At 68.0% G+C, this 24,456-nt stretch carries 18 protein-coding genes and 3 tRNA genes; 10 read left to right on the top strand and 11 right to left on the bottom strand.

Annotated features, from left to right (window positions below; genetic code table 11):
* The first annotated feature begins 223 nt into the window (after nucleotides 1-223).
* From QQS52_RS04650 to acpS, 3 genes are all read left to right on the top strand, one after another.
* Nucleotides 224-1,339 carry an SPFH domain-containing protein gene (locus QQS52_RS04650; RefSeq protein ID WP_472772786.1) on the top strand — a complete coding sequence of 372 codons (1,116 nt, stop codon included), beginning with the start codon at nucleotides 224-226 and terminating at the stop codon, nucleotides 1,337-1,339.
* Between the two features lie 76 nt (nucleotides 1,340-1,415).
* Nucleotides 1,416-9,896, top strand: coding sequence for a fatty acid synthase subunit beta domain-containing protein (locus QQS52_RS04645; protein WP_472772785.1), 8,481 nt, complete (start codon nucleotides 1,416-1,418; stop codon nucleotides 9,894-9,896).
* Nucleotides 9,897-10,295, top strand: a complete 399-nt coding sequence (acpS, locus tag QQS52_RS04640) for a holo-ACP synthase AcpS (protein ID WP_472772784.1) — start codon at nucleotides 9,897-9,899, stop codon at nucleotides 10,293-10,295. It begins immediately after the preceding gene.
* Between the two features lie 43 nt (nucleotides 10,296-10,338).
* Here acpS and QQS52_RS04635 read toward each other — a convergent pair whose 3' ends face one another.
* Entirely contained in the window at nucleotides 10,339-11,013 is a 675-nt protein-coding gene (locus tag QQS52_RS04635; RefSeq protein ID WP_472772783.1) for a TetR/AcrR family transcriptional regulator, read from the bottom strand.
* Between the two features lie 11 nt (nucleotides 11,014-11,024).
* Nucleotides 11,025-11,498 (bottom strand): thioredoxin-dependent thiol peroxidase, encoded by a 474-nt coding sequence (bcp, locus tag QQS52_RS04630; protein WP_472772782.1) that lies wholly within the window; start codon nucleotides 11,496-11,498, stop codon nucleotides 11,025-11,027.
* 121 nt (nucleotides 11,499-11,619) lie between these two features.
* Here bcp and QQS52_RS04625 point away from each other — a divergent pair, with 121 nt between their 5' ends.
* Nucleotides 11,620-11,898 carry a DUF3618 domain-containing protein gene (locus QQS52_RS04625; protein ID WP_472772781.1) on the top strand — a complete coding sequence of 93 codons (279 nt, stop codon included), beginning with the start codon at nucleotides 11,620-11,622 and terminating at the stop codon, nucleotides 11,896-11,898.
* 92 nt (nucleotides 11,899-11,990) lie between these two features.
* On the opposite strand, the gene QQS52_RS04620 is transcribed toward QQS52_RS04625, so the two are convergent.
* Together QQS52_RS04620 and QQS52_RS04615 are read right to left on the bottom strand one after the other, a co-directional pair.
* Complete coding sequence (locus QQS52_RS04620; protein ID WP_472772780.1) at nucleotides 11,991-12,977, bottom strand: HNH endonuclease signature motif containing protein; 987 nt, start codon at nucleotides 12,975-12,977, stop codon at nucleotides 11,991-11,993.
* Between the two features lie 112 nt (nucleotides 12,978-13,089).
* On the bottom strand, nucleotides 13,090-13,644 hold the full coding sequence (locus QQS52_RS04615) for a nicotinamidase (RefSeq protein ID WP_472772779.1): 555 nt from the start codon (nucleotides 13,642-13,644) through the stop codon (nucleotides 13,090-13,092).
* Nucleotides 13,645-13,678: 34 nt separating this feature from the next.
* On the opposite strand from QQS52_RS04615, the gene QQS52_RS04610 reads away from it, so the two are divergent.
* Nucleotides 13,679-14,956, top strand: coding sequence for a glutaminase (locus QQS52_RS04610; protein WP_070769605.1), 1,278 nt, complete (start codon nucleotides 13,679-13,681; stop codon nucleotides 14,954-14,956).
* A gap of 59 nt (nucleotides 14,957-15,015) precedes the next feature.
* On the opposite strand, the gene QQS52_RS04605 is transcribed toward QQS52_RS04610, so the two are convergent.
* Nucleotides 15,016-15,091: transfer RNA gene (locus tag QQS52_RS04605), tRNA-Lys, on the bottom strand.
* Between the two features lie 313 nt (nucleotides 15,092-15,404).
* On the opposite strand from QQS52_RS04605, the gene QQS52_RS04600 reads away from it, so the two are divergent.
* Together QQS52_RS04600 and QQS52_RS04595 are read left to right on the top strand one after the other, a co-directional pair.
* Entirely contained in the window at nucleotides 15,405-16,613 is a 1,209-nt protein-coding gene (locus QQS52_RS04600; RefSeq protein WP_472772778.1) for a L,D-transpeptidase, read from the top strand.
* 67 nt (nucleotides 16,614-16,680) lie between these two features.
* Complete coding sequence (locus tag QQS52_RS04595) at nucleotides 16,681-17,646, top strand: MsnO8 family LLM class oxidoreductase (protein WP_472772777.1); 966 nt, start codon at nucleotides 16,681-16,683, stop codon at nucleotides 17,644-17,646.
* Between the two features lie 44 nt (nucleotides 17,647-17,690).
* Here QQS52_RS04595 and QQS52_RS04590 read toward each other — a convergent pair.
* The 3 genes from QQS52_RS04590 to cmrA form a co-directional block, all read right to left on the bottom strand.
* A tRNA-His gene (locus QQS52_RS04590) sits at nucleotides 17,691-17,766 on the bottom strand.
* Between the two features lie 47 nt (nucleotides 17,767-17,813).
* A complete protein-coding gene (gene orn, locus QQS52_RS04585) occupies nucleotides 17,814-18,452 on the bottom strand; it encodes an oligoribonuclease (RefSeq protein WP_472772776.1) in 639 nt (212 codons plus the stop codon).
* A gap of 14 nt (nucleotides 18,453-18,466) precedes the next feature.
* Nucleotides 18,467-19,279 carry a mycolate reductase gene (gene cmrA, locus QQS52_RS04580; protein WP_472772775.1) on the bottom strand — a complete coding sequence of 271 codons (813 nt, stop codon included), beginning with the start codon at nucleotides 19,277-19,279 and terminating at the stop codon, nucleotides 18,467-18,469.
* Between the two features lie 171 nt (nucleotides 19,280-19,450).
* Between cmrA and QQS52_RS04575 the strand changes: the two genes are divergently transcribed.
* Nucleotides 19,451-19,642 carry a PspC domain-containing protein gene (locus tag QQS52_RS04575; protein WP_296206627.1) on the top strand — a complete coding sequence of 64 codons (192 nt, stop codon included), beginning with the start codon at nucleotides 19,451-19,453 and terminating at the stop codon, nucleotides 19,640-19,642.
* A 13-nt stretch (nucleotides 19,643-19,655) separates the two neighbouring features.
* Here QQS52_RS04575 and QQS52_RS04570 read toward each other — a convergent pair whose 3' ends face one another.
* The 3 genes from QQS52_RS04570 to QQS52_RS04560 all read right to left on the bottom strand — a co-directional run bounded on the left by QQS52_RS04570 (nucleotide 19,656) and on the right by QQS52_RS04560 (nucleotide 21,420).
* Nucleotides 19,656-20,288: a hypothetical protein gene (locus QQS52_RS04570; RefSeq protein WP_070769100.1), complete on the bottom strand. Its 633-nt coding sequence runs from the start codon at nucleotides 20,286-20,288 to the stop codon at nucleotides 19,656-19,658.
* Between the two features lie 38 nt (nucleotides 20,289-20,326).
* A tRNA-Arg gene (locus QQS52_RS04565) sits at nucleotides 20,327-20,399 on the bottom strand.
* 82 nt (nucleotides 20,400-20,481) lie between these two features.
* Nucleotides 20,482-21,420, bottom strand: a complete 939-nt coding sequence (locus QQS52_RS04560) for a LysR family transcriptional regulator (RefSeq protein ID WP_472772774.1) — start codon at nucleotides 21,418-21,420, stop codon at nucleotides 20,482-20,484.
* 73 nt (nucleotides 21,421-21,493) lie between these two features.
* Between QQS52_RS04560 and QQS52_RS04555 the strand changes: the two genes are divergently transcribed.
* Nucleotides 21,494-23,572, top strand: a complete 2,079-nt coding sequence (locus tag QQS52_RS04555; RefSeq protein WP_472772773.1) for a bifunctional copper resistance protein CopD/cytochrome c oxidase assembly protein — start codon at nucleotides 21,494-21,496, stop codon at nucleotides 23,570-23,572.
* Between the two features lie 201 nt (nucleotides 23,573-23,773).
* Nucleotides 23,774-24,358: a single-stranded DNA-binding protein gene (locus QQS52_RS04550; RefSeq protein ID WP_472772772.1), complete on the top strand. Its 585-nt coding sequence runs from the start codon at nucleotides 23,774-23,776 to the stop codon at nucleotides 24,356-24,358.
* Nucleotides 24,359-24,456 lie beyond the last annotated feature (98 nt).

Here is a 24,456-nt window from a genome sequence, read left to right as displayed (position 1 = left end):
TGGACGCGGGAAACCGGCGGGGCGGAAATGAGGAACATTTTCCTGAGAGGTGCGGAGCCACACCCCCATCCGGGTAGGGCAGCCCCGGCTGTGCGCGGCGTACGCGCTGGGCGGGGCTCCCTCGCGCATCGGCGGCGAATGTGCCAGACTGAGAGTTGATCGGTGCAATAATATTCTCCGAAAGCAGCTCCGAAAAACCGAACCAAAAGCAGAAAGGCCGCGCGTGAGCACGCTTCTAGTCATTGGCATCATCGTCCTCATCGTCATTTTGACGTTGTTCGACGGATACTTCATCGTCCGCACCAAGGAGGCCGCCATCCTGGAGCGGCTGGGCAAGTACCAGGGGGTGGCGCATGCGGGTCTGCATTTTAAGGTCCCCTTCGTCGACCGGGTACGCGAAAAGATTAACCTGCAGGTCCGCCAGCTCGACGTGATGGTGGAGACCAAGACCAAGGACAACGTCTTCGTCCAGATCCCCGTGGCGGTCCAGTACCAGGTCGTCCAGGGCCGCGAGCGCGAGGCCTACTACACCCTGTCCAGCCCGGACCAGCAGATCGTGGCCTACGTCCAGGACAACGTGCGTTCCTCCGTGGCGAACATGAACTTGGATGACTCCTTTTCCTCCAAGGACACCATCGCCCAGAACGTGGCCGAGTCCCTGCGTGACAACATGGCGGCCTACGGCTGGCACTTCGTCAATACCCTGGTCACCGATATCCGCCCGGACGAGCGTGTGCGCGAATCCATGAACTCCATTAACGCCGCCCAGCGCGAGCGGGAGGCCGCCGTGGCCCAGGCCGAGGCCGAAAAGATCCGCGTGGTCAAGGAAGCCGAGGGCGCGGCCGAGGCCCGCAAGCTGCAGGGCCGCGGCGTGGCCGACCAGCGCAAGGAGATCGTCGAGGGCATCGCGGCCCAGTACGAGATGCTGCGCAACGCCGGCGTCGAGGAATCCCCCGAGGCCCTCATGCTGGTCTCCCAGTACCTGGACGCCATGGTGGACGTTTCCTCCAACGGCAACGCCTCCGTGCTCTACATGCCGTCCAACCCGGCCGGCATGGGGGATCTTTTCGAGGGAATGCGCGACGTGCTGATGAGCAACCACGCCCTGGACAGCCTGGACAAGCCGAACAAGTCTTCTTCCAGCCAACGCCCGCGCACCCGCAGCAACCCGGAGCGGGAGACCAGCTCCGCCAGCCCGGCCCAAAAGCCCAGCCTGTCGAGTGCCAGCGACGTGCGCGGTCAGGCCGCCGACTGGGCCAACGAGAACGGTATCCACTCCGCCCGCGACGCCTTCCAGGCGCTGCGCGACAAGCACGGGGAGTGGCGCAACGACGACTAGTGAGTTTGTTTTTCCGGCGCGCCGGAATCTCCACTAGCCTTAGGTGAGCACCAACCTGTAAAAGGAGCAGCTCACCGTGAATCCTCGTGAACCTTTCGCCCTGTCCTTTTCGGGACAGGGTTTTTCTTGGGCCGACTCGTTACGCGGCGCCGGCGCCGACCTGCGCGCCACGGTGGACCAGGCCGCGCAGATCCTGGAGCCGCTGGCCGCCGAGCTGGCCGGTCGGCGCCCCCGCGGCTTCCACCCCTTCGACTGGGCGCAGCAGCCGCCGGCCTGGGATCTCAGCGCCCCCGAGGTTTCCGTACCCGGCATCTTCCTGGCGCAGCTGAACCTGCTCGACGCCCTGGCCGCCCAGGGCCTGGAGCTTAACGATGCCGTCGCCGTCGCCGGCCACTCCCAAGGCCGGCTGGCCGAATTCCTGCTGGACGGCCTGGACGGCACCGCCGGCCGCGCGGAGATGCTGGCTATATCCCAGCTCATCGGCGCGGCGATGACGCACACGGCGCGGCGCTACGGCCTAGTCCGCGACTGCACCGCGGCCCCCATGGTCGCTATCAACGCGAACCCGCACGACATCGCCGCCGCCCTCCGCGACACCGGCGCGGACACGGTCATCGGCCTGCACAACAGCGCCCGCGATGCCGTCCTGTCCGGCCCGCCCGCCGACAACCTCGCCGTCGCCCGCGCCCTGGGGGTAGAGGCGCGGCCGCTCAAGGTGGCCGCGGCCTTCCACCACCCGCGCATGAGTGAGGCCGTGGAGCAGGTCGTGGACTGGGCCCAGCAGGTGGGCCTGGACACGGGCTTGGCCGAGCGGGCCGCCCGCGCGGTGCTCACCGACGTCATCGACTGGCCGGCGCAGGTCGGCCGCCTCGTCGACGCCGGCGCGCGGTGGATCCTGGAGATCGGCCCGGAAGAAGGTGTGCGCCCCCTGACCGAGAAGATCGTGGAGGGGCGTGGCATCGGGGTGCTCGCGGTCGGCACCGCGGAAGGGCAGGCCCGCCTTATCGACCCCGGCCACCAGCTGGCCCCGCCCCGCCCGTACCGCGATTTCGCCCCGCGCACCACTACGGGCGGCGAGCTGGTGACGCGCTTTACCCGCCTGACCGGCTACCAGGCCGTGCTGCTGGCCGGCATGACGCCTACCACGGTGGACCCGGCCATCGTGGCGGCCGCGGCCAACGCCGGGTACTGGGCCGAGCTCGCCGGCGGCGGGCAGGTCACGGACCAACTGCTCGGGGACAACCTCGCCTACCTGCGCGAGCACCTCGCCCCGGGCGTGAACGTGCAGTTCAACGCGCTCTATCTCAACCCCCGACAGTGGCGCCGCCAGGTGGCGGGCAAGCGGCAGGTGCCCACCGCGCGGGCGAACGGGGCGCCGGTCAACGGCATCGTGTGCTCGGCGGGCATCCCGCCGCTGGACGAAGCGGTGGAGCTCTACCGGAGCCTGCGGGAGGGCAACATCCCCTGGGTGGCCTTCAAGCCCGGCGCGGAGCACCACGTCGATAAGGTGCTGGAGATCGCGCGCGCGGTGGCCCCCGCCCCCATCATCATGCAGCTGGAGGGCGGGCTGGCCGGCGGGCACCACTCCTGGGAGGACCTGGACGAGCTGCTGCTGGCCACCTACGCGCGCATCCGCGCCGCGGAGAACGTCTACTTGGCCGTCGGCGGCGGCATCGGCACGCCGGAGCGCGGCGCGGACTACCTGACCGGCGAGTGGGCGCGCGCCTATGGCCGCCCGGACATGCCGGTCGACGCCATCCTGGTCGGCACCGCCGCCATGGCCACGCTGGAGGCGACCACGTCCCCGGCTGTCAAGCGCGCCCTCGTCGCAGCCGCCGGCACAGAGGGCTTCATCGCGGCCGGCACCGCCCGCGCCGGCATGTCTTCGGGCCGCTCGCAGCTGGGCGCCGACATCCACGAGGTGGACAATTCCTTCGCCCAGGCCGGCCGGCTGCTGGACGCCGTGGCCGGCGACGCCGATGCCGTGAACGCCCGCCGCGCCGAAATCATTAGCGCCTTGGACGCGACCTGCAAGCCGTATTTCGGGGACCTGACCAGCCTGACCTACCGGCGCTGGCTGGAGCGCTACCTCGAGCTGTCCCACCGCGGCGAGTGGGCGGACGACTCCTGGCGCGTCCGCTTCGCACAGATGCTCCTGCGCGCCGAGGCTCGCCTGCACCCCGCCGACCACGGCGAGTTCGCCTCCCAGCTGCCCGCCGGCGAGCTGGACGTCGGAAACCTGGCCGACCTGCTGGCGACCTACCCGCAGGCCGACACCCAGCACGTGAGCGCTACCGATGCCGCCTGGTTTATCGATCTCCTCAAAGGCCCCGGCAAGCCCGCCAACTTCGTGCCGGTCATCGACGAGGACGTGCGCTGGTGGTGGCGCACGGATTCGCTGTGGCAGGCCCACGATGCCCGCTACCCGGCAGATGCCGTCTCCATCATCCCGTCGCCGCGCTCCGTGGCCGGGATTGATCGCGTGGACGAGCCGGTCGCCGAGCTGCTGGGGCGGTTCGTGGCCGCCGCGGCCGCCCGCGCGGAGTTCACCTGCCCCGCGGCGAGCGAGCGCGAGCGCATCCTGTCCGCGCCGGCCTGGGACTGGGGTGGCCACCCGGTGGCCAACCCGGCGCGCCGGCTGGGCCTGGAAGCAGGTCTCGACGGGGAATTCCGCGTGCCCGGCCTGGGAGTTACGGTGGCGCTGCCGGAGGCGGCGACCGTGCCCGTCGTGGGCGCGGATTCGGCTGGTGAGGCCATGCGGGAGCTGGCGCGCCGGGCCGCCGGTGGGCAGCTGCCCGAGGTTGTCGGCGGGGCGGCGGCGTGGTCGACGACGCTGAACACCGTGGACTACCAGACCGTGACCGCGGGCTACCTGTCGGACGAGAGCGGCCCGGCTGGCGCCTCCGGTCCGTCCGCCGACGCGCTGGTGGGGCCGGCCTGGCCGGCCATCTTCGCGGTGATCGCCGACACCGACGCCGTCGAGGGACTGCTGCGGCTGGTGCACCTGGAGCACGCGGTGCGCTTGCACTCCGAGCTTCCGCAGCACGGCGCGCAGGTCAGCGCCAAGGCCCACCTGACCCGCGACCTAGCCACCGCGCGGGGACGGGTGCTGGAGGTTCACGTCGGCATCGTGAGCGGGCACCAGCACCTGGCAACGCTGACCGAGCGCTTCCTCATCCCCGGTACGGCTGGAGCCGACGAGCTGCCGGCATTGGACGTTACGGACCCGGCCGCCCGCCCGACCCCGCTATTAAGCCGCGGCCAGGTGGCGGTTATCGCGCCGGAGAGCATGCGGCCTTTCGCCCAGGTCACCGGCGACTTCAACCCCATCCACACCGACGAGAACCTGGCGCGGGCGGCAGGCCTGCCCCAAGGCCCGATTGTCCACGGCATGTGGACCTCGGCGCTGGCGCAGCTGGCCGCCGGGGAGAACATCGTGGGCTGGCACGCGCGCCTGCTGGCCCCGGTCCTGCCGGGGCAGACCGTGGAGTTTTCCACCGCGCGGATCGGGCAGGCCGCCGGCGGGGAAGTGCGCACCGTCACCGCCACCGTGGGCGGCGTTCCCGTGTTGGAGGCGACCGCCCAGCTGGCCGCACCGGTGACGTGGTACGCTTTCCCCGGGCAGGGCATCCAGTCGCCCGGCATGGGGATGGCAGCTTATGCCGCGTCCCCGGCCGCGCGCGCGGTCTGGGACCGCGCCGACGCACATACCCGGCAGGCGCTGGGCTTTTCCATCCTGGACATCGTGCGCCGGAACCCGCACGAGGTGCAGGTGGCCGGCGAAGGCTTCTCCCACCCCGACGGGGTGCTGTACCTGACCCAGTTCACCCAGGTGGCCATGGCCACGCTGGGCTGCGCGCAGGTCGCCCAGCTGCGTGAGGCCGGGGTGCTGGCCGAGCACGCCTTCTTCGCGGGGCACTCGGTGGGCGAGTACAACGCTTTGGCTGCCTTTGCGGACGTGCTCTCGGTGGAGGCGGTCATCGAGATCGTCTACCAGCGCGGGCTGACCATGCACCGTCTTGTCCCGCGGGACGGCGACGGCAACTCCAACTACGGGCTGGCGGCGCTGCGCCCGCACAAGATGGGCATGGCGGACACGGACGTCTTCGACTACGTCGGCCAGCTGTCGGCGATTACGGGCGAGTTCCTGGAGATCGTCAACTACAACGTCAAGGGCAAGCAGTACGCCGTGGCGGGCACGCGCGCCGGGCTGCGCGCCCTGGAAGCCGATGCCGACTCCCGTGGCGAGCGCGCCTTCGTCCTCATTCCCGGCGTGGACGTGCCCTTCCACTCCTCCCGCCTGCGCGACGGGGTGGACGATTTCCGCCGGCACCTGGACCAGCTCATCCCGGCGGATATAGACCTGGACCGGCTGATCGGCCGCTACATCCCCAACCTGGTGGCCCGCCCCTTCGACCTGGGCGAGGAGTTCATCCAGGCCATGGAGGAGGTCGTGGACTCGCCGTGGCTGTCCGTGGCCCGCACGCAGCCGGCCCAGCAGCGCGGCCGCACCCTTCTGGTGGAGCTTTTGGCCTGGCAGTTCGCCTCCCCGGTGCGCTGGATCGAGACCCAGGATTTGGCGCTGGGGCCGCTGGGAGTTGAGCGCTTTGTCGAAATCGGCGTGGCCAGCGCGCCCACCCTGGCCAATATGCTGCGCCAGCACCCGGGCGCGGCGCGCGTGGAGGTTCTCAACGCCGAGCGCGACCAGGCTGTCGTCTTCGCCACCGATGCCGACCCTGAGCCCGCACCGGAACCGGAGCCGGAACTAGAACCGGAGCCCGAGACGGAGCCGGAGCCGGTAGCCGCGCCCGCGCCCGCACCAGAGCAGCCGGCTGCCACAGACACACCGGCGGACCGGCCGCTGCTGGCCAGCGACGCCCTCCGCCTGCTGGTGGCCGCCTGGACCAAGGTGCGCCTCGACCAGCTGCGGCCGGAAGACACCATCGAGTCCCTGGTGGAGGGCCAGTCGTCCAGGCGCAACCAGCTGCTGCTGGATATCTCGACCGAGCTGGGGATTGCCGCCATCGATGGCGCCGCCGACCTCGACCTGGCCAGCCTGGGCGAGCTAGTCGACCGGCAGGCCCGCGGCTACCAGGCCTTCGGGCCGGTGCTCCACCCGCAGGTGGAGGCCTGCCTGCGCGATCTCACCGGCCCGGCCGCGCAGCCGACCTCGTATGTTTCCGAACGCGTGCGCGGCCGGTGGGGCTTGGGCCCCGGCTGGTTGGACCGCGTGCTCGCCCACCTGGTCGACGGCACCCGCCCCGGGGCTTCCCTGCGTGGCGGCGAGCTAGCCAGCCTGCCCGCCGGCCTCGACGCGGCTATCGATGCCGCCGTTCACGCCGCCGGAATCACCACCCCGCTGCCGGAACCTGCCGCGGCCGCGGCAGCTACCGCTGACCCGGTCGCCCTGCGCGAGCTCACCAATGCCTTAACCGCCAACGCCCGCGACCTCGTCGAGCGGCTGGATCCGGAGGCAGCCAGCACGGAGGGCCAGGATGATGGTGCCGGCGCGGGAGGCGAAAACGCGCGCGAACTCGCCCAAGCCGTCGACCGCGAGCTGGGCGCGGGCTGGGCCGACTTCGTGCACCCGGCCTTCAACCCGGCGCGGGCGCTCCTGCTCGACGACCGCTGGGCCTCGGCGCGCGAGGACGCCGCCCAGGGCCGCGGCGATGTGACGGCGACCGGCGAGGAGGTCGCCCGCATCGCCGAGTACGCCGGCCACCCGGAGCTTGCCGCCGCGGCCCGGACGGACCCGGCCGGCCTCGACTACGCCGCCGACTGCGCGCTGATAACCGGCGCCGCGCCGGGCTCCATTGCCGCGGCCATCACCGCCGAGCTGCTGCGAGGCGGGGCGACCGTCGTGGCGACTAGCTCCCGGCTGGACCAGGCGCGCCTGGACTTTTTTACCCGCCTCTACCGCGACCACGCCCGCGGCCAGGCGGCGCTGTGGGTCGTGCCGTGTAATGTGGCATCGTTTGCCGATGTCGACGCCCTGGCCGACTGGGTGGGCAGCGAGCGCACCCGCACCGTCGGCGCCGAGGTGCGCCTGGTGAAGCCGGCGCTGACGCCGACTCTGCTCTTCCCGTTCGCCGCGCCGCGCGTGGCCGGCACCCTGGCCGAGGCGGGCGCGGGCAGCGAGCGCCAGATGCGCCTGCTGCTGTGGTCGGTGGAGCGGCTCATCGCCGCCACCGCCGAGATCTCGGAGCACGTCCACGTCGTCCTACCGGGTAGCCCCAACCGCGGGCGCTTCGGCGGCGACGGCGCCTACGGCGAGGCCAAAGCGGCCCTCGATGCCGTCGAAAACCGTTGGCGTCGCGAACCGGCCTGGGCCAACCGCGTGGGCCTGGTGCACGCTCAGATCGGCTGGGTGCGCGGCACCGGCCTGATGGGCGGCAACGATCCGCTGGTCGCCGCCGCCGAGGCCCGCGGCGTGCGCACCTGGGATACCCGCGAAATCGCCGCCGAGCTGCTGGCCGAAGGCGCCAACCCGGCCGCCCGCCGGGCCGCGCGCGAGGAGCCGGTCGCGGTGGACCTGACTGGGGGACTAGCCGCCGCGGACGTGGATTTGGCGGCGCTTCGGCGGGAGGCATCGACAGCCGTGGCAGAGGCCGCGGCGGAGCCGGACGCGCGGGTCGTGCCGGCCCTGCCCAACCTGACCGAGGCCCCGGGCCCAGCCCTGGAGCCGGACTTCGGGGAGGTCGCGGCCGGCCTAGAGGAGATGGTGGTCGTCGTCGGCGCGGGCGAGCTCGGCCCCTGGGGCAGCGCGCGCACCCGCTTCGAGGCGGAGCTCGGCGGCGACCTCAGCGCCGCCGGCGTGGTGGAGCTGGCCTGGTCGATGGGGCTGATCCGCTGGGAGGACGGCTGGGTAGACGCCGCCGGGGAGCCGGTGGCCGAGGCCGATATCTACGCCCGCTTCCACGACGAGGTCATGGCCAGCGTCGGCGTGCGCCGCCTGCGCGACGATGCCGGCATTAGCGACAACCTCGCCGGCGAGCTGACCACGGTCTACCTGGACCGCGACCTGACCTTCAACACCGCCGACGCCGACAGTGCCCGCGACTTCGCCGCCGCCGGCGCACGGGTGCGCCCCGCCGGGGATGCCTGGGAGGTCACCCGCCCGAAGGGGAGCGAAATCCGCGTGCCGCGGCGCACCGTGATGACCCGGTTCGTGGGCGGCCAGCTGCCCGACGGCTTCGACCCAGCCGCCTACGGCATCCCCGCCGACATGCTGGAGAACCTGGACCGCCTGGCTGTGTGGAACCTCATCTGCACGGTCGAGGCGTTTACCTCCGCCGGGTTTAGCCCCGCCGAGCTGCTCGCCCACGTCCACCCGGCGCGGGTCAGCAACACCCAGGGTACCGGGATGGGCGGGGTGGCCTCCCTGCGCGGCCTCTACGTCGACCGCCTGCTGGGCCAGCCGCGCAACAACGACGTGTTGCAGGAGGCGCTGCCCAATGTCATCGCCGCGCACGTCATGCAGGACTACGTGGGCGGCTACGGGCAGATGGTCCACCCGGTGGCCGCGTGCGCGACCGCGGCGGTCTCCGTCGAGGAAGCCGCCGACAAGCTGCGGCTGGGCAAGGCCGACTTCGTGGTGGCCGGCGGCGTCGACGACATGAGCGTGGAATCCGTGACCGGGTTTGGCGCGATGGCCGCCACGGCGGATTCTGCCGCGCTGGCGGCGGCGGGCATCGCCGAGCGCTATTTCAGCCGCCCCAACGACCGGCGGCGCGCCGGCTTCGTGGAATCCGCCGGCGGCGGCGCGCTGCTGCTGACCCGCGGCGACCTGGCGGCGGAGCTGGGCCTGCCGGTGTTAGGCGTGGTGGCGTTTGCGGAGTCCTTTGCCGACGGGGCGCACACCTCCATCCCCGCGCCCGGGCTGGGCGCACTTTCGGCCGCCCGGGACAACCGGCTGGCGGACGCGCTCGCCCCGTACGGGCTGGACGCCGACGACGTGCGCGTTATCAGCAAGCACGACACCTCCACGGAGGCCAATGATCCGAACGAATCCGACCTGCACCAGCGCCTGGCGCGGGCCAGCGGGCGTACCCCCGGCAACCCGCTGTACGTGATTTCGCAAAAGCACCTGACCGGGCACGCCAAGGGCGGGGCAGCGGCCTTCCAACTCATCGGGCTCATGCAGGTCATGCGGCGCGGTATCATCCCGCCGAACCGGGCCCTGGACTGCGTCGACCCGCAGCTGCGCCGCTTTTCCGACCTGGTCTGGCCACGCACCCCGCTGCCGGCGGAAATCAAGGCCGGGCTGGTGACCTCCCTGGGATTTGGGCATGTCTCGGCGCTTATCGCCGTGGTGCACCCGGGCGCGTTCGCCCAGGCGCTGCGCCAGGCCAAGGGCGAGTTCGCACTCAACGAGTGGCGCACCCAGGCCGCCCGCCGCGAGCGCGCCGGGAGGGAGCGCCGCGATGCCGCCATGCACGGCCAGGGCGCGCTCTATGCCCGGCCTACGGGGCGCAACCTGGGCGGGCGCGGCGCCGACCACGAGGCGCAGGTCTTGCTAGATCCGCAGGCGCGCCTGCGGGGAGGGGAGCTTAGCTAGATGTTCGCGGTCGGCACCGACATCGTCCACATCCCCGGCTTTGCCGAGCAGCTGGGGCGGGAAGGCACCACCTTCGAGCGGGTCTTTTCCGCCCTCGAGCAGCGCGTGGCCGAGACCAGGCCGCGCCGGGAGGAGCACCTGGCGGGGCGCTGGGCGGCCAAGGAGGCCTTCATCAAGGCCTGGTCGCAGGCGCTCTACGGGCGCCCGCCGCGCCTGGCGGAACACGAGGTTGACTGGGCCGAGGTCAGCGTCCAGCCGGACGCGTGGGGGAGGGTCGGCCTGCACGTGACCGGCCAGGTCCGCACGGCTATCGATGCCTCCCTCCCCGGCTGGCAGGCCAACCTCAGCATCTCGCACGACGGCGACTACGTGGTCGCGACAGTGATACTTTCCTGCTAGCGCGTGCGGGGAGGGGCGAGTCGCGGCGCCTAGGTTGCGGCCTCTAGGTCGTGGCCACGGAGAAGAGGTAGGCCACGAGCATGCGCTTGACCTCGCCGACGACGGAGGCGAAGCTGTCGGCGTCCTCGGTGCGGATGGCGTAGTTGAGTAGGGAGACCACCGTGTGGACCAGGAAGCCGGCCAGCTCTATGCGCTCCTCGTAGTTCATGCCGGTTGCTAGCGGGGCGAGGATATCCGCGAGCGGTTCCAGGATTTCGCGCTCGGTGGCCGCGGCGGTCGCGCGGGTGGCCGGCGTGGACTGGACGGCGTGCCAGACGGCCCGCCGGGATGGGTCCTTGCGCCACATCGAGGCCAAGTGGTCGATGAACTCGTCGAGGAAGTCCGGCCACTGCAGCGCCGGGACGTGCTCGGAAAAGCGCTGGATCTGCGCCAGGTTCTCGGCGCTGTCCTGGCGATCCAGCTCGCAGACGAGGACGTATTTGTTGGCGAAGAACTGGTACAAGGTGCCAATCGGCACCTCGGCGCGGCGCGCGACCTCGTCGAAGGTGAAAGACTCAAAGCCTAAGTCCACGAGCACGCTGCGCGCGGCCTGCAGAATCCGGTTGAACCGCTCGCGGCTACGGGCCTGCGCCGGCCGCCGGCGCGGGACCAGGATCTCGGCCGTGCCCGACTGCTCGTTCGCTTCGGTCTTGGGATTATCGGTGGAGGGGGTGCTCATGGAGGGATAATTTAGGCGTCTAGTTCTTTGCTGATGCGGGCCACGTGGCCGGTGGCCTTGACGTTGTACTTAGCCAGGGCGATCGTGCCCTCGGCGTCCACCAAGAATGTGGATCGGATAACGCCCTGGACGACCTTGCCGTAGTTCTTCTTCTCGCCGAATGCGCCGTAGGCCGTCATGACCTCCTTGTCTGGGTCGGACAGCAGCGGGAAATTCAGGTCGTGATCGGCGCGGAACGTCGCCAGCTTCTCCGGGGTATCCGGGGAAATGCCCACGACGGCGATGCGCCGGTCGTTCAGTACCTCCAAAGAGTCGCGGAAATCGCAAGCCTCCTTGGTGCAGCCCGGGGTGTTGGCCCGCGGGTAGAAATAAACTAGGACCCGCTGGCCGGCGAAATCACTCAGGCTGACGGTATTGCCTTGGTCGTCGCTCAAGGAGAACGCGGGGGCGGTGTCGCCTACTTCTAAACGCTGTTGGTCAGTCATGCTATCCACCATACCCGGCCCGGCAGGTGGCTGAGTTTGGGTCAATACGTCACGCTGGCAGCAAACGCGATAGAATGTCCGCGTACCCGATAAACTTTAAGCGAAATACCAGGAGTAGAACGTGGCACGCAGTATTGAGGACATCCAGCGCGACATCGAGCGCACCCGTCGCCAACTGGCCGGCACCTTGGACGAGCTGGCCGACCGCAGCCGCCCGCAGAACCTGGCTAACGATGCCAAGTTTGCCGCCCAGGACAAGCTCCAGGACAAGAACGTTCAGATCGCTCTGGCCGGCGTGGCCGCCGTCGTCGTCGGCGGCATCGCCTTCGCGGTCTTCCGTTCCCGTCGCCGTTCCAGCGATATCAAGGAACTGCAGCGCCTGCTCGCGCAGCGCAAGTAATTTCCTCCTTATTCCGAATCATTCCGAATCCGACCTTCGCCTCATAAAACGGCGGGGGTCTTTTTCGTACCCGGTGTTTTATCCGCGGTGGTTCATCCCCGGCGGGGCGGGGTCCAGACCACGCGCCCGTGGCGCCGGACCAGCCGGCCGCGGCAGGAGCGGGCGGGGGAGAAGTCGTTGACGTAGTTGTGGTAACGGTACAACGTGGCGAGGTTGTCGGCGTCGGTGTGCCCACTCGCGGACCAGGCGCGCAGGTGCTGGACCTGGCAGTCCTCGGCCGGCGTTCGGCAGTCGGGCCAGGCGCAGGTGGGGTTTTCCAGCATCGCCAGGTGGCGCTGCTTCCACGTGGCCAGCCTCGTGCTGCGGTACAGGTTCAGCGGATCGTGCACCGAGTGGAAGATCCCGACGTAGCCGTAGTCGCTCAAGATGCGCCCGACCAGCTCCGCCCCGGTCACCCGCCCGCCGTTGGTCAGCTGCAGCTCGACATCCTGGCCTTCGCCGTTGAGCAGATGCACGAACTCGTCCAGCTGGATGACGACGTTGGTGGTGATCTGCGGGCGCTCGGCCCCGCCCATGAAGACGGCGCGGGCATCCTCGACGGTCTTGATGTGCGCGTGCAGGTCCGCGATGTCCAGCGAGGAGGCCGTGATCGACAGCGTCGCCGTCCCGTCGCTGCAGCGGGTGACTTTTACGCCGGGGCGCGCCGGCGGCCGCGGCTGGATGTCGGTCACGCGCTTGCGCCCCAGTGAGCGCAGCTTCTTCGCGTCGCCCGGGGTGCGGGAGAGCTCCATGAGGGGGCTGACGGCATCGGACTGCTGCTTGAGGCGCTTGACCTGGCTGTAGATGGCCAGCAGCGCGGCGTAGCTGTGGCCGGTGTCGGTGGCGGCATCGCGGGCCGCGGCGCGCTGGGCGGAAAAGGACGCGGTGCTAAAGAACAGATCGCGCAGGCCCAGCAGTGTGCGGGCGGACTGGGGGTCTTCGCCCCAGCTTACAAGGGTGTCGTAGTCGGGGTCGCGGGCAAGAGAAAGATACGTGATGCCGTCGGCGCGGCTTCTGATGGAGGCTTCGAGTGCGTGCATGACCCTCACGCTAGGAAGGCGGGCGCCCCGGCTCAACGTTAAGCCGGCCGAAGCTGTGGATAACTCGCCGAATGTGTATTACACGTAATACAACGCGCGTTATCCACAGGTTTTAGGCCAGCTCGGCCCCGGCGGCGCGCAGCTCGGCGAAGGTCGCCTGCGCGGCGTCCTCGCTCACCGGCGAGCACAGGTCCCGGCGCACGGTGACAGCAAAGCCTTCGCGGAGGGCATCGAGGGCCGTGGCGCGCACGCAGTGATCGGTGGCGATGCCCACGATGTCCACGCGCTTAATCCCCCGGCCCCGCAGGTAGTCCGCCAGCGACGTGCCCGCTTGGCTGGCGCCCTCGAAGCCGGAATAGGCGGCGGTGTAGGCGCCCTTGTAGAAAAACTCGTCGATATCCTCCTGCGGCAGCGCCGGGTGCAGCCGGGCGCCCTCGGTGTCGGCCAGGCAGTGCACCGGCCACGTGTCGACGAAGTCGGGGTTGTCAGAAAAGTGCCCGGCCGGGTCGATGTGCCAGTCCAGGGTGGCCACCACCGCGGGATAATCGGCAATAACGCCAGCGATGCCCTCTGCTACCAGGTGGCCGCGCTCAGTGCCGAGCGCGCCGCCGGGGCAGAAGTCGTGCTGGACGTCGACGACGAGGAGGGCATCGGCGTGCGTAGTCATGAGGACTAGTTTAACTGCCGGTAGGCTGGTCAGGGTGAAAACTCCGATCCCTTTTTACCTCGAAGAAATCCTCGACAAAGTGCGCTACTCCGACGGCGGCGCCGTCGCGGACTATATCCCCGAGCTGGCCGACGCCAACCCGTCCTACCTGGCCGCGGCCATGTGCACGACCACGGGCAACGTCTACAGCGCCGGGGACAAAGAGGAACGCTTTACCATCCAGTCCATCTCCAAGCCTTTCGTCTACGCGCTCGCGCTGCAGGAGCTGGGCCTGGACGCGGTGCGCGAAATCGTCGGCATGGAGCCCTCCGGCGAGGCCTTCAACGAGCTGTCCCTGAACGCCGAGGATCACCGGCCGGTCAACCCGATGATCAACGCGGGCGCCATCGCCGTCACGCAGCTGATTAACGGCGTGGATTCGACCGTCGACGAGCGCGTCGAGCGCATCCGCTCCTATATGTCGCGCCTGGCCGGCCGGGAGCTGGGCATGGACGAGCGCGTGTGCGGCTCCGAGCTGGAGCACTCCGACCGCAACCTGTCCCTGGCGCACATGCTGCGCAACTACGGCATCATCAAGGACGAGGCGCCCGATGCCGTGACCACCTACATCCGCCAGTGTTCCCTCCTGGTCGACGTGCGGGACCTGGCCGTGATGTCGGCTACGCTGGCCAACGGCGGCCGCCAGCCGGTCACCGGCGAGAAGATCCTGGACGCGGACGTGTGCCGCCTGACGCTGTCGGTGATGAGTTCGGCCGGCATGTACGACGGTGCCGGCCGCTGGATGGCCGAGGTCGGCATCCCCGCCAAGTCGGGCGTGGCCGGCGGGCTTATCGGTACGCTGCCGGGCCAGTTGGGTATCGCGACGTTCTCGCCGCGGCTGAACAAGGAAGGCAACAGCGTGCGCGGCGTGGAGGCCTTCAAGCTGGTCTCCCGCGACATGGGCCTGCACCTGATGTCGACGGAGGAGCGCTACGGTATCGCGCCCATCCGTGATATTCACGAGGAAGAGGACACCTACGTCTTCCGCCTGCAGGGGCAGATCAACTTCAACGCCGCGGAGACCATCCTCTACGAGCTAGCCGACCAGGACTTCGACAACGAGGCCGTGGTGCTGGACATGTCCGGCGTGACCGGGTCGAACCGCATGGGCCGGCGCATGCTGAAGGAGGGCCTGCGCCGCCTGCGTGAGTCCGGCCACGACATCGGCGTGGTGGATCCGGACAACCGGATGACCGACCTGAAGATGTCCGACGGCACCGAGGTCCCTGTCCATGACGCCGAGGATTACGAGATCGCCGGCGAGGAGATCTAGGCACCGGGGTATAAACTGAAAAACCCGCTGGCCAGTGAAATCACGGCCCGCGGGGGAGATGGTGCGCCATCAGGGAATCGAACCCCGAACCCACTGATTAAGAGTCAGTTGCTCTGCCAATTGAGCTAATGGCGCATTGTTTCAAAAACTTGAGCCAATCTCTCGGCCGCTGTCCTTGCAACGGAAAATAACTTTAACCCCTTCAAAGAGAATAGTAAAATCGGCTGGTCATTCCAGGTTTTTGTGGGGTATTAACGCAACGTTATTGCATGCTTCATGCAGATTGCAACGATTAGGTATCAAAGTGTCTAAGCGGTCAATTTTGTGTACAATTTCGAGCCGCTTTGTCGATATGGTTAATGAGCTTGGGTGACGGGCCGGCGGCGAAGACGGCTCGGTGGCTGACTCGCAGGTTGATAGAACCAGGCTAGATAAGGGTTTTTGAATTTTGACTAGGACGATTTCGCTGCTGCGCCGCGGTGCAGTGACGGTAGTTGCATCCGTTACGGCGGTGTCACTGGCGGCGTGCACGATTGGCGATCCGGAGGGCAAGGACGCGGCGGCGCCGGAGGTGAGTGAGGCATCGGAGGCCGGTGCCACCAGTGTGGCTAAGAAGGAGAAGGAGGCTCCGGAATTTTCCGTCAAGGACGGTGCCGAAGACGTTGATCCTTTCACGCCCGTAACTGTGAAGTCCCTGGGCAAGGGGCTAGAGACGGTTACCATGACCAACGAGCAGGGCTACGTCGTGGCCGAAAAGCTCTCGGACGACGGAAAGACCTGGTCGAGCGACGAGACGCTGGGTTACAACCGGACCTACAGCATCTACGCCAAGGACGAGAATGGGAAGGAAAAGACCGTCCAGTTCACCACCCCGGAAGCTAACGGCACCGCGGAGGTGGCCATGGCCTCGCTGGACGGCGCCGAGGTTGGCGTCGGGCAGACCGTGAACTTCCGCTTCGGCGTGCCCGTGCCGGACCGCAAGAAGGCCGAGGAGGCCCTGACGGTGGAGGCCTCCCCGGCGGTCGAGGGCGCGTTCCACTGGGTCAACGACTACGAGGTCCGCTGGCGTCCGAAGGAGTACTGGGAGCCGGGCACGAAGGTGACCGCGAAGGCGGAGATCGAAGGCGTCGACTTGGGTAACAAGGTTTACGGCGGCTCTAACAATGAGGCTAGTTTCACCATCGGCGACCGGGTCATCTCCATCGTGGACGACGCGACCAAGACCATGCGGGTCTACAAGAACCAGGATCTGCTGCGCGAGATCCCGGTCTCGCTGGGCCGCGACGGCCAGTACGCGACCCCGAACGGGCGCTACATCATTGGCGACGAGCACGAGCAGCTCATGATGGACTCCACGACCTTCGGGCTGGCTCTCGATGCCGGCGGCTACCAGACCGTCGTCGACTATGCGACGCAGATGTCCTATTCGGGCATCTACGTCCACTCCGCCCCGTGGTCGGTCTGGGCTCAGGGCAACACGAACACCTCGCACGGGTGCATCAACGTCACCCCGGAGGCTGCCCAGTGGTTCCAGCAGGTGGTCGGCCGCGGCGACATCGTCCTGGTCAAGAACACCTCCGGCGGGGTGCTCTCGCCCTACGACGGGCTCGGCGACTGGAACATGTCCTGGGAGGACTGGAAGGCCGGCAACGCCTAGCCCGCCTAAGCCAACTCAACCAATGTGGAGCGCGTGCTCCTCGCGGTCAGTGACTACCGTGGGGAGCATGCGTTTTTCTGTCTTAGATAGGGCCGCGGCGACCCCGGCCGAAACGGAGGCCGAGACCCTGCGCGGGGTGGCCGAGCACGCCCGGCACGTTGAGTCCTTGGGTTTCGAGCGCTTCACCGTCGCCGAGCACCACGGCGTCGACGGCATCCCCAGCGGGCAGCCGGCTCTTTTGGCGGCGTACGCGGCGGCGGCCACGCAGCGCCTGCGCGTCGGCACGGCGGGCATCATGGTGCCCGGGCACCCGCCCTTTCTCATCGCGGAGCAGGTGGCGACGCTGGCGGCACTGTACCCGGGCAGGGTGGACATCGGCCTGGGAAATTCCGTCGGCTTTACCGCCCCGGTGCGCACCGCGCTGCGCCAGGACAGCCAGGCCCGGGAGCGCTACGGCGAGGACCTGGGCGCGCTGCTGGACTACCTGCGCGGCGATGCCGCAGTCACCGCCCGCCCGCGCCTCGAGGGAGAGGTGGGCCTGTTCCTGCTGGCCGGCTACGCCTCCGCGCGCACCGCCGGGCGCTTAGGCCTTGGCGTCATACTGGGCGGGCCGGTGGGCACCCAGTTAAAGGCGGCCCAGACCTACCGCGCGAACTTCCAGCCCAGCGAGTTTTGCCCTGCCCCGCACGTGATTTCTTCGCTGAATATCGCCGTGGCGGAAACGGAGCGCAAGGCCGCGGACCTGCTGGCCCCGGAGGCCTACGCGCAGGCGATGGCCCAGTCCACCGGCCGCTTCAGCCCGCTGGTGCCGGCCGCGGACCTGGAACTCGCCGCGATGACCAGTCAGCAGCGCGCCCGCATGCGCGACATCCAGGCCCACCACGTGGTGGGTACGCCGCGAACAGTGGGGCGGGAGCTAGCGGCAATTGCTAGCCAGCTGGGCGTGGAGGAGTTCTTGGTGACGGGCGATATGCCGGACCGCGCTGGCCGAGCCGAGAGTGAAAGGCTCCTGGTACACCAACTAGCTCACTAGGGATAGCAAAAGCAGGCCAAGGAATCCTTGACCTGCTTTAACTTTGGGGTGGCTGACGGGGCTCGAACCCGCGACACCCAGGATCACAACCTGGTGCTCTACCAGCTGAACTACAGCCACCATCGCTGCCTTAGCAGCGCTATTTAGGTTAACCCATGAACGGCGAATTACAAAAACGCCTGGTAAGCGTGGGTGCTTTCGCCCTTCGCCGCGAGGGCCTGGCTGCTGTCCGGGCCGCCGTCGGTGCGGAAGACGCTGCGGCGGTAGTAGTCCAGCTCGCGGATGGACTCCACGATGTCCTGCAGCGCGCGGTGGGCCAGCCCCTTGTCCGGTTGGTGGAAATACGCTTTCGGGTGCCAGCGTCGCGCCAACTCCTTGATGGTGGAGACATCGATCATGCGGTAATGCAGCGCCTGGTCCAGCCGGGGCATGTAGCGCCGGATGAAGGTGCGGTCCGTGGCGATGGAATTGCCGGCCAGCGGGGCGGGGTGCTCCGGGTCGCAGTGGTTCGCGACCAGCTCGAGGACGGCCTGCTCGGCTTGCTCGACGGTGGTGTGGGAGGCGCGGATTTCCGTATCCAGCCCGGAGTTGGCGTGCATCTCGGTGACCACGTCGTCCATCTGTGCCAGCTCCTCCTCGGTGGCGTGGACGACGAGGTCGATGCCCTCGCCCAGGATGTTCAGGTTGCCGTCGGTGATAACGGCCGCGACCTCCACGATGACGTGGCGGTCCGGATCCAGACCGGTCATTTCCAGATCGATCCACACCAGGCGGTCGTGTTTGGGGGCTATCTCTTGGCTATGCATAACCACAAGTCTAGCTACCCCATCTGCGAATAGAACTTGCCCACCAGCGGCGCGATAAGCGGTGTCGGCAGCACCTGGCTAATCGTGTTCATGGCCTTGGACAGCGGTCCCGGCACCACGCGGCGCTGGTTGCGGGCCATGGCCGCCAGGGTTTCCTGCGAGCAGGACTCGTAGGTTGTCCACAGGAAATCAGGCACGACCTTGTCCACGATGGACTGCTCCTCCGCGGGGACGACGGCGTCTCGGACTGGGCCGGGCGCGAGCAGCGTGCAGCTAACGCCACTGCCGGCCAGCTCGTAGTGCAGCGCCTCCGTGAAGGCGTTGACACCGGCCTTGGTGAAGACGTAGGTGGCGTTGTTCGGGATGGGGATGTTGCCGGCCGCCGAGCCCACGTTGCAGATGGCGCCGCGCCGCCGCGGCAGCATCTGCTCCAGCGCCGCGCGGGTAATCCGGTGCACGGCCGTGGCGTTGAGCTGGAACTGATCGGTCTCGTAACCGAAGTCCTGCTCCATGAACGGGCCAAAGCTAGCGATGCCGGCCGAATTGACCAGGATGCTCACCTCCCGGCCGCCGATGAACTCGATGAGCCGGTCGACGTCCTCGGCGCGGGAGAGGTCGGCATCGAAAGCCACGGCCTCGACGTCGTGCGCGGTGCTAAGCTCGCCCGCGATCTTTTCCAGCACCTCCTTGCGCCGGGCGACCAGGACCACGTTGTGGCCCAGCGCGGCCAGGTCGCGGGCCATGGCCTCGCCGATGCCTTGGCTGGCGCCGGTGATCAGGGCAAAAGAATGGCGGGTGGGAGCAGGCAGTCCGGATTTTTTCGACATAGCGGATTCAAGTCCTTTCGCGGATGGTGCATTCGACCTTAGGCAGTGCCACTCAGCCTAGCGAAAAGATCCGGGTTAGTTCAGGGAAAAACCCTGATGCGCTGCGGGACAATCCACGGTTGAATAAAAGGTGAAAGGAAAACCCCGACCCTAAGAAGGAGAAACACCCCCATGAACGACAAACTCCACCGCTCCACCACCGACCGTTACGTCGCCGGCGTGTGCGGCGGCATCGCCGATACCTACAACGTAGATGCCACCCTGGTGCGCGCCCTGTTCGCCATCGCCACGCTGGCCGGCGCCTGGGGCCTGGCCATCTACATCGTGCTGTGGATCTGCATGCCGGAAGGTCCGCAGGCCTAGGCCCGGCCCCGCGCTACTGCAGCGGGCCGAAGTCCATGAATTCCCGCCAGATGTCCCACTCTTCCTGCAGGGCCGCCCGGCGGGATTCTTTGCTCGCGTGGCCGTCGATGAGGCTGGCGTCCTGCATCCGGATGCCGTTGTCGAAAAAGAGCGCGGCGTGCCCGGAGGCCCCGTAGCGGATGACCGGGATGAGGTTGAGCCCGTCGAAGGACAGGCGCGCGTTCGGGCGCACGTCCAGGCCCGCGATGGCCGCCAGGGTGGGCGCGAGATCCATGGGGGAGACCAGCTCCTGGGAGGTGCCACCTTCGGCCACACCGGGCCAGAAAATGCTCATGGGCCCCGGGGAATCGCTGAGCGTGGCCACGGCCACGACGCCGGTATCCGGCAGCGAGCCCGGCTCCTCCCACAGGCGGAAGACGTTCTCGCCCGGCTGGGCGGGCTCTGCCCCCTCGGTGACGCGCCAGCCGGCGTCGGCGAAGACGTCGGAGATGCGGTAGCGCGCGCGGCGCTGCGGGTACTGGCCGGTCAGCACCGCGTTGCGGGCCGAGGGGTAGTCCGCGGCGGGCGGGTAGCAGTTATCGAAGCGCAGGCCCGGCGGGGCCAGCTCGGTGGGCCAGTGGGAGAAAGTAGCCAGGGTGATGTCCATGGCTACTATTTTAGTCCCGCTCAGGCGGGAGAAAGCGGTGCCCCCACCAGGATTCGAACCCGGGACACGCGGGGTAGAAACCCGCTGCTCTATCCACTGAGCTATAGGGGCTAACAAGGGTCAGGCGCCGCGCTGCCGCGCAGTGCAGGACAGATTTTACTCGACCGGCTCGGCGCCAAAGACATACGGCCCGCTAGTTGGTCGCGGCACCGTTGTCCGCGCGCTGCTTGCCGACCTTCTTGATCAGCTTGATAAGCCGCTGGGTGGCCGGCGAAAGGTCGGCGTCGCGCCGGGTGAGCAGGATGCCGCTCATCATCGGCAGCTTCTCCTTGAGCTGGCGGTAGTGGATGCCCTCGGACTTGAACGTGCGGGCGGTCTCCGGGAAAAGTGCGACGCCCAGCCCGCCGGCGACCAGCGGGATGGCGGTCTGGAGCGTAGATATTTCCTGCCGGCGGGCGGGCACGGCATCGGGGTGGTCGGCCCAGAGCTCGTCCAGCAGCTCCGTGAGCCCGATAAACTCCGGGTTGCGGGGCACGACCACCCAGGTCTCGTCCCGGATGTCGTAGAGCGAGACCGGATCCGGCAGGTCGGCCAAGCGCTCGGGCAGGCCGACCACCCAGGGGAAGCGGGCGAACTCGACGACGTCGAGCTGGTGCACGAAGCGCTGCGCGACCGCGGCCGGGTCGGTGACCGGCAGCAGGCCGACGTCGACGGTGCCGTCCAGGACCCGCTCCAGCGTGATGCTGGGGGAGGGGTCTTCGACGTAGACCTCCACGTCGGGGGCCTCCTGCAGCATCTGGTGCAGGACGGCGGGCATGACGGTCCAGTTGAATTCGGGCGCCGAGCACACCGAGACCGAGCCGGCCAGCCCGCCGGCCATCTCCCTAATGCGCTGGGTGGTCTGGTTGAGAAGGGCGTCGAGCTTAACCGCGGTTTTGTAGACGTAATTTCCGGCGTCCGTCGGGGTGGCCCCGGCGCGGCTGCGGTTGAGCAGCTGGATGCCGAGCTCGTCTTCGAGTTTGCGGATGGATAGGCTCAGTGAGGGCTGGGTCATCTCCATCGCCGCCGCGGCGTGCGTGAATCCGCCGTGGTCAACCACGCTGCGGAAGTAATGGAGTTGACGAGAATCCATAAAAGCCATCGTGCCAGAAAATAGACCATTAATCATTTTCGTTATGGAAACGTCGCCGAAGTAGAATAGCGGCATGTTTTTCAGTCACGCCACCGATGCGGATGCGACGAAGAAGCCTAGCCCCAGTGCCGGCACCCAGCAGGTGCGATCCAGCTGGGGTATTTACGCGGCAGCCACGGTCTTCGCCGGCGTGGTCGGAGGGTTCATCTCGATGTTCTTCCTGGCCGACTCGCTGCAGGCCCTAGGCATTCCCGATCCGGGCCGCCTGACCACCATCGGCCTGCCGTCGTTCCGGGGCGCGGCATGGATGCTCATGGCCCTGGCCGTGGGCTCCTACCTGACGTCGGCGTTCCTCATTTCCCCGGCCGTGCCGGAGGGGGACAACGAACGGCTTATCGATGCCCCCTTGACCGTCGACGGCCACCTCGCCGCCCGCACCGGCATGGTTGCCTCCTTCGGCGTGGTTATCGTCTCGCTGCTGGAGATCCCGCTGGTCATGTCGGATGTCTCCGGTACGCCCTTCGTCCAGGTCTTAAGCCCCGACATGCTGGGCCTGGCGCTGTCCCAGGTGGCCACTGCCCAGGCGTGGCTGGCTACCGCGGTGATCGCGGCGTTGGTCGGCGTGCTGACCCTGTTCAGCCAGCAGTGGTCCCTGCAGCCGGTGCTGCTGTTTTTGTCGATCACCATGGTGGTTCCCCTGGGGTTTGACGGGCACTCGGCCTCCGGCGGCGACCACGACTACGGCACCAACTCCTACCTGTGGCACCTGTTGTTCGTGGTGCTCTGGGTCGGCGGCCTTTTGGCGCTCATCGCCCACGGCCGGCGCCTGGGCCCGGAGATGGGGCAGGCGGTGCGCCGCTATTCGACGCTCGCGCTCGTCGCCGCGCTGGCGATGGCCGCCTCCGGCGTGGTCAATGCCGCCATCCGCGTGGAGTGGTCGGACTGGCTGACCACCCGCTACGGGCTGATTATCACCGCCAAGACCGTGTTGCTGGTCGTACTGGCCTTTCTAGGCTTCGTCCACCGCCAGCTGACCATTCCGCAGCTGGACAAGCGCCCGCGCCTGTTCCTGCGCGTGGCGGTGGTGGAGGTGGCCGTCATGGCCGCTACGGTCGGCGTGGCCATCACCATGGGGCGCACGCCGCCCCCGCCGCCGCGGGATCCCAACCTGAACTCCATGCAGATCCAGATGGGCTACGAGCTCTTCGAGCGCCCCACCTTCTGGAACGTGTGGACCTTTTTCCGCTTTGACATCATGTTCGGGGTCATCGGCCTGGTGCTGGCGGGGCTGTATATCTACGCTCTCTACCGGCTCCGCAAGATCGGGCTGAGCTGGTCGCCCATGCGCACCACCTGGTGGATGCTCGGCTCGCTGGGCATGACCGTCGTGATGTCGACGGGTATTGGCCTGTATTTTCCGGCCATGTACTCCATGCACATGCTGGGGCACATGGTCCTGTCCATGGTCATCCCGCTGTTTCTGGTGCTCGGCGCGCCGCTCACCCTCCTCATGGAGGCCTTTCCCGCGGGGCGGCCGGGCCGGCCCAGCCTCCACGACTACGCCGTCGCGGTGACGAAGTCGCGAATCCTGCGCGCCATCACGCACCCGGCCGTAAACCTCCTGCAGTTCGTGGTGGTCTTCTACGCCATCTACCTGTCCTTCGACTTCTACGAGTTCGCCATCTCGGAGCACGCCGGCCACGTCCTGATGAACTGGATGTTCCTGCTGTCCGGCTACCTCTACTTCTGGGAGGTCATCGGCCCGGACCCGCTGCCGGACCGTGCGCCGGTGCACATCCGCCTGTTCGTGCTGTTTTTGTCCATGCCGGTCCACCTCTACATGGGCGTCTACCTCATGCAGCTCAACGCCATCCTGGGCGAGGAGTTCTACAACTCCCTGAACCTGCCGTGGGATATCGACCTGCTGGCGGATCAGCGCGAGGGCGGCGGCATCGCCTGGGGCTTCGGGCAGTTCCCGCTGGTTATCGTCTTCGGCAAGCTCTTCGTCGACTGGCTGCGCGAGGATCGCAACACCGCCGCGCGCCACGACGCGAAGGCGGATGTGGACCACGACGCCGACTTGGAGGAGTACAACCGCATGTTGGCCGGGCTGAGCGAGGATGGTGACATTAGTCGTTTCCGGCAGATGTAGGCGCCTCACCAGCGTCCATAGTGCTTAACGATGCCGCCCCGTCCCCACCATAGGCATATTTCTCGCCGTGGGAGCGGGGTTTATCCACAGGTACGGCCGGCGCCGGTTTACAGCCACGGCCGCCTCGGCGAGCATGGACGCCAGCGGCCCGCGACCGCGGGGCGCGAAGCACACTATTTGCTCGAGGGGAATTAATCCGAGATGTCTCAACTGTCCATCACCGTTTTTGGCCACCTGACCCATAACCCACAGCTCGTTAAGTTCAACGACGACACCATGAAAACCAACCTGCGCGTCGCCTCCTCGCGGCGCGTGCGCGATAACTCCACCCAGTCCACCGACACTTGGAAAGACTCCGACCTGTTGTTCATGGACGTCGAGGTCTGGGGCCAGCTGGCCCAGTCCTGCCGCATCACCCTGCAAAAGGGGATGCCGATTATCGCCGTTGGCTCGCTGGTGACCAGCCAGTGGACTTCTGAGTCCGGCGAGGCCCGCAGCCGCATTTACCTGAAGGCCTCCTGGCTGGGCCTGGACATGAACCGCTGGGTTATCGGCGCCCGCAAGATCGAAACCGTCACCAACGCCGCCGGGGTGGAGATCCCGGGCGAGAGCGTCCTGGACTACCCGGTGGACAAGGACCTGTCGAAGTCCGCACCCAAGCAGCCGGAGCCGGCACAAGCCGCGGAGTCTGCGGAATCCGGGGACGATAGCAACGGAGAGGGGGATACCGCCACCGATACCGCGGGTGATCGCGCCGCCGCCAGCGCGCGCAGCGTCCTGAGCTAATCCGCCAGCTACTTCACGACCCGTCGGCGCCCTGCGGTGCCGGCGGGTTACTTGCCTTAAGGGGTAGCCAGCGGGCAACTTGCGGTAGTCTTTGTGGT

It is taken from the genome of Corynebacterium sp. 1103A (assembly GCF_055700955.1).
Note: the sequence above shows the minus strand (reverse complement) of the source record. Positions and strands in the feature narration are given on the sequence as shown.

Coding starts and splice junctions, on each gene's coding strand:
- QQS52_RS04615 (WP_472772779.1), bottom strand. CDS start 13,644: ATGACTACGCACGCCGATGCCCTCCTCGTCGTCGACGTCCAGCACGAC.
- QQS52_RS04560 (WP_472772774.1), bottom strand. CDS start 21,420: ATGGATTCTCGTCAACTCCATTACTTCCGCAGCGTGGTTGACCACGGC.
- acpS (WP_472772784.1), top strand. CDS start 9,897: ATGTTCGCGGTCGGCACCGACATCGTCCACATCCCCGGCTTTGCCGAG.
- bcp (WP_472772782.1), bottom strand. CDS start 11,498: ATGACTGACCAACAGCGTTTAGAAGTAGGCGACACCGCCCCCGCGTTC.
- QQS52_RS04570 (WP_070769100.1), bottom strand. CDS start 20,288: ATGGACATCACCCTGGCTACTTTCTCCCACTGGCCCACCGAGCTGGCC.
- QQS52_RS04595 (WP_472772777.1), top strand. CDS start 16,681: ATGCGTTTTTCTGTCTTAGATAGGGCCGCGGCGACCCCGGCCGAAACG.
- QQS52_RS04575 (WP_296206627.1), top strand. CDS start 19,451: ATGAACGACAAACTCCACCGCTCCACCACCGACCGTTACGTCGCCGGC.
- QQS52_RS04620 (WP_472772780.1), bottom strand. CDS start 12,977: ATGCACGCACTCGAAGCCTCCATCAGAAGCCGCGCCGACGGCATCACG.
- QQS52_RS04555 (WP_472772773.1), top strand. CDS start 21,494: ATGTTTTTCAGTCACGCCACCGATGCGGATGCGACGAAGAAGCCTAGC.
- QQS52_RS04635 (WP_472772783.1), bottom strand. CDS start 11,013: ATGAGCACCCCCTCCACCGATAATCCCAAGACCGAAGCGAACGAGCAG.
- cmrA (WP_472772775.1), bottom strand. CDS start 19,279: ATGTCGAAAAAATCCGGACTGCCTGCTCCCACCCGCCATTCTTTTGCC.
- orn (WP_472772776.1), bottom strand. CDS start 18,452: ATGCATAGCCAAGAGATAGCCCCCAAACACGACCGCCTGGTGTGGATC.
- QQS52_RS04550 (WP_472772772.1), top strand. CDS start 23,774: ATGTCTCAACTGTCCATCACCGTTTTTGGCCACCTGACCCATAACCCA.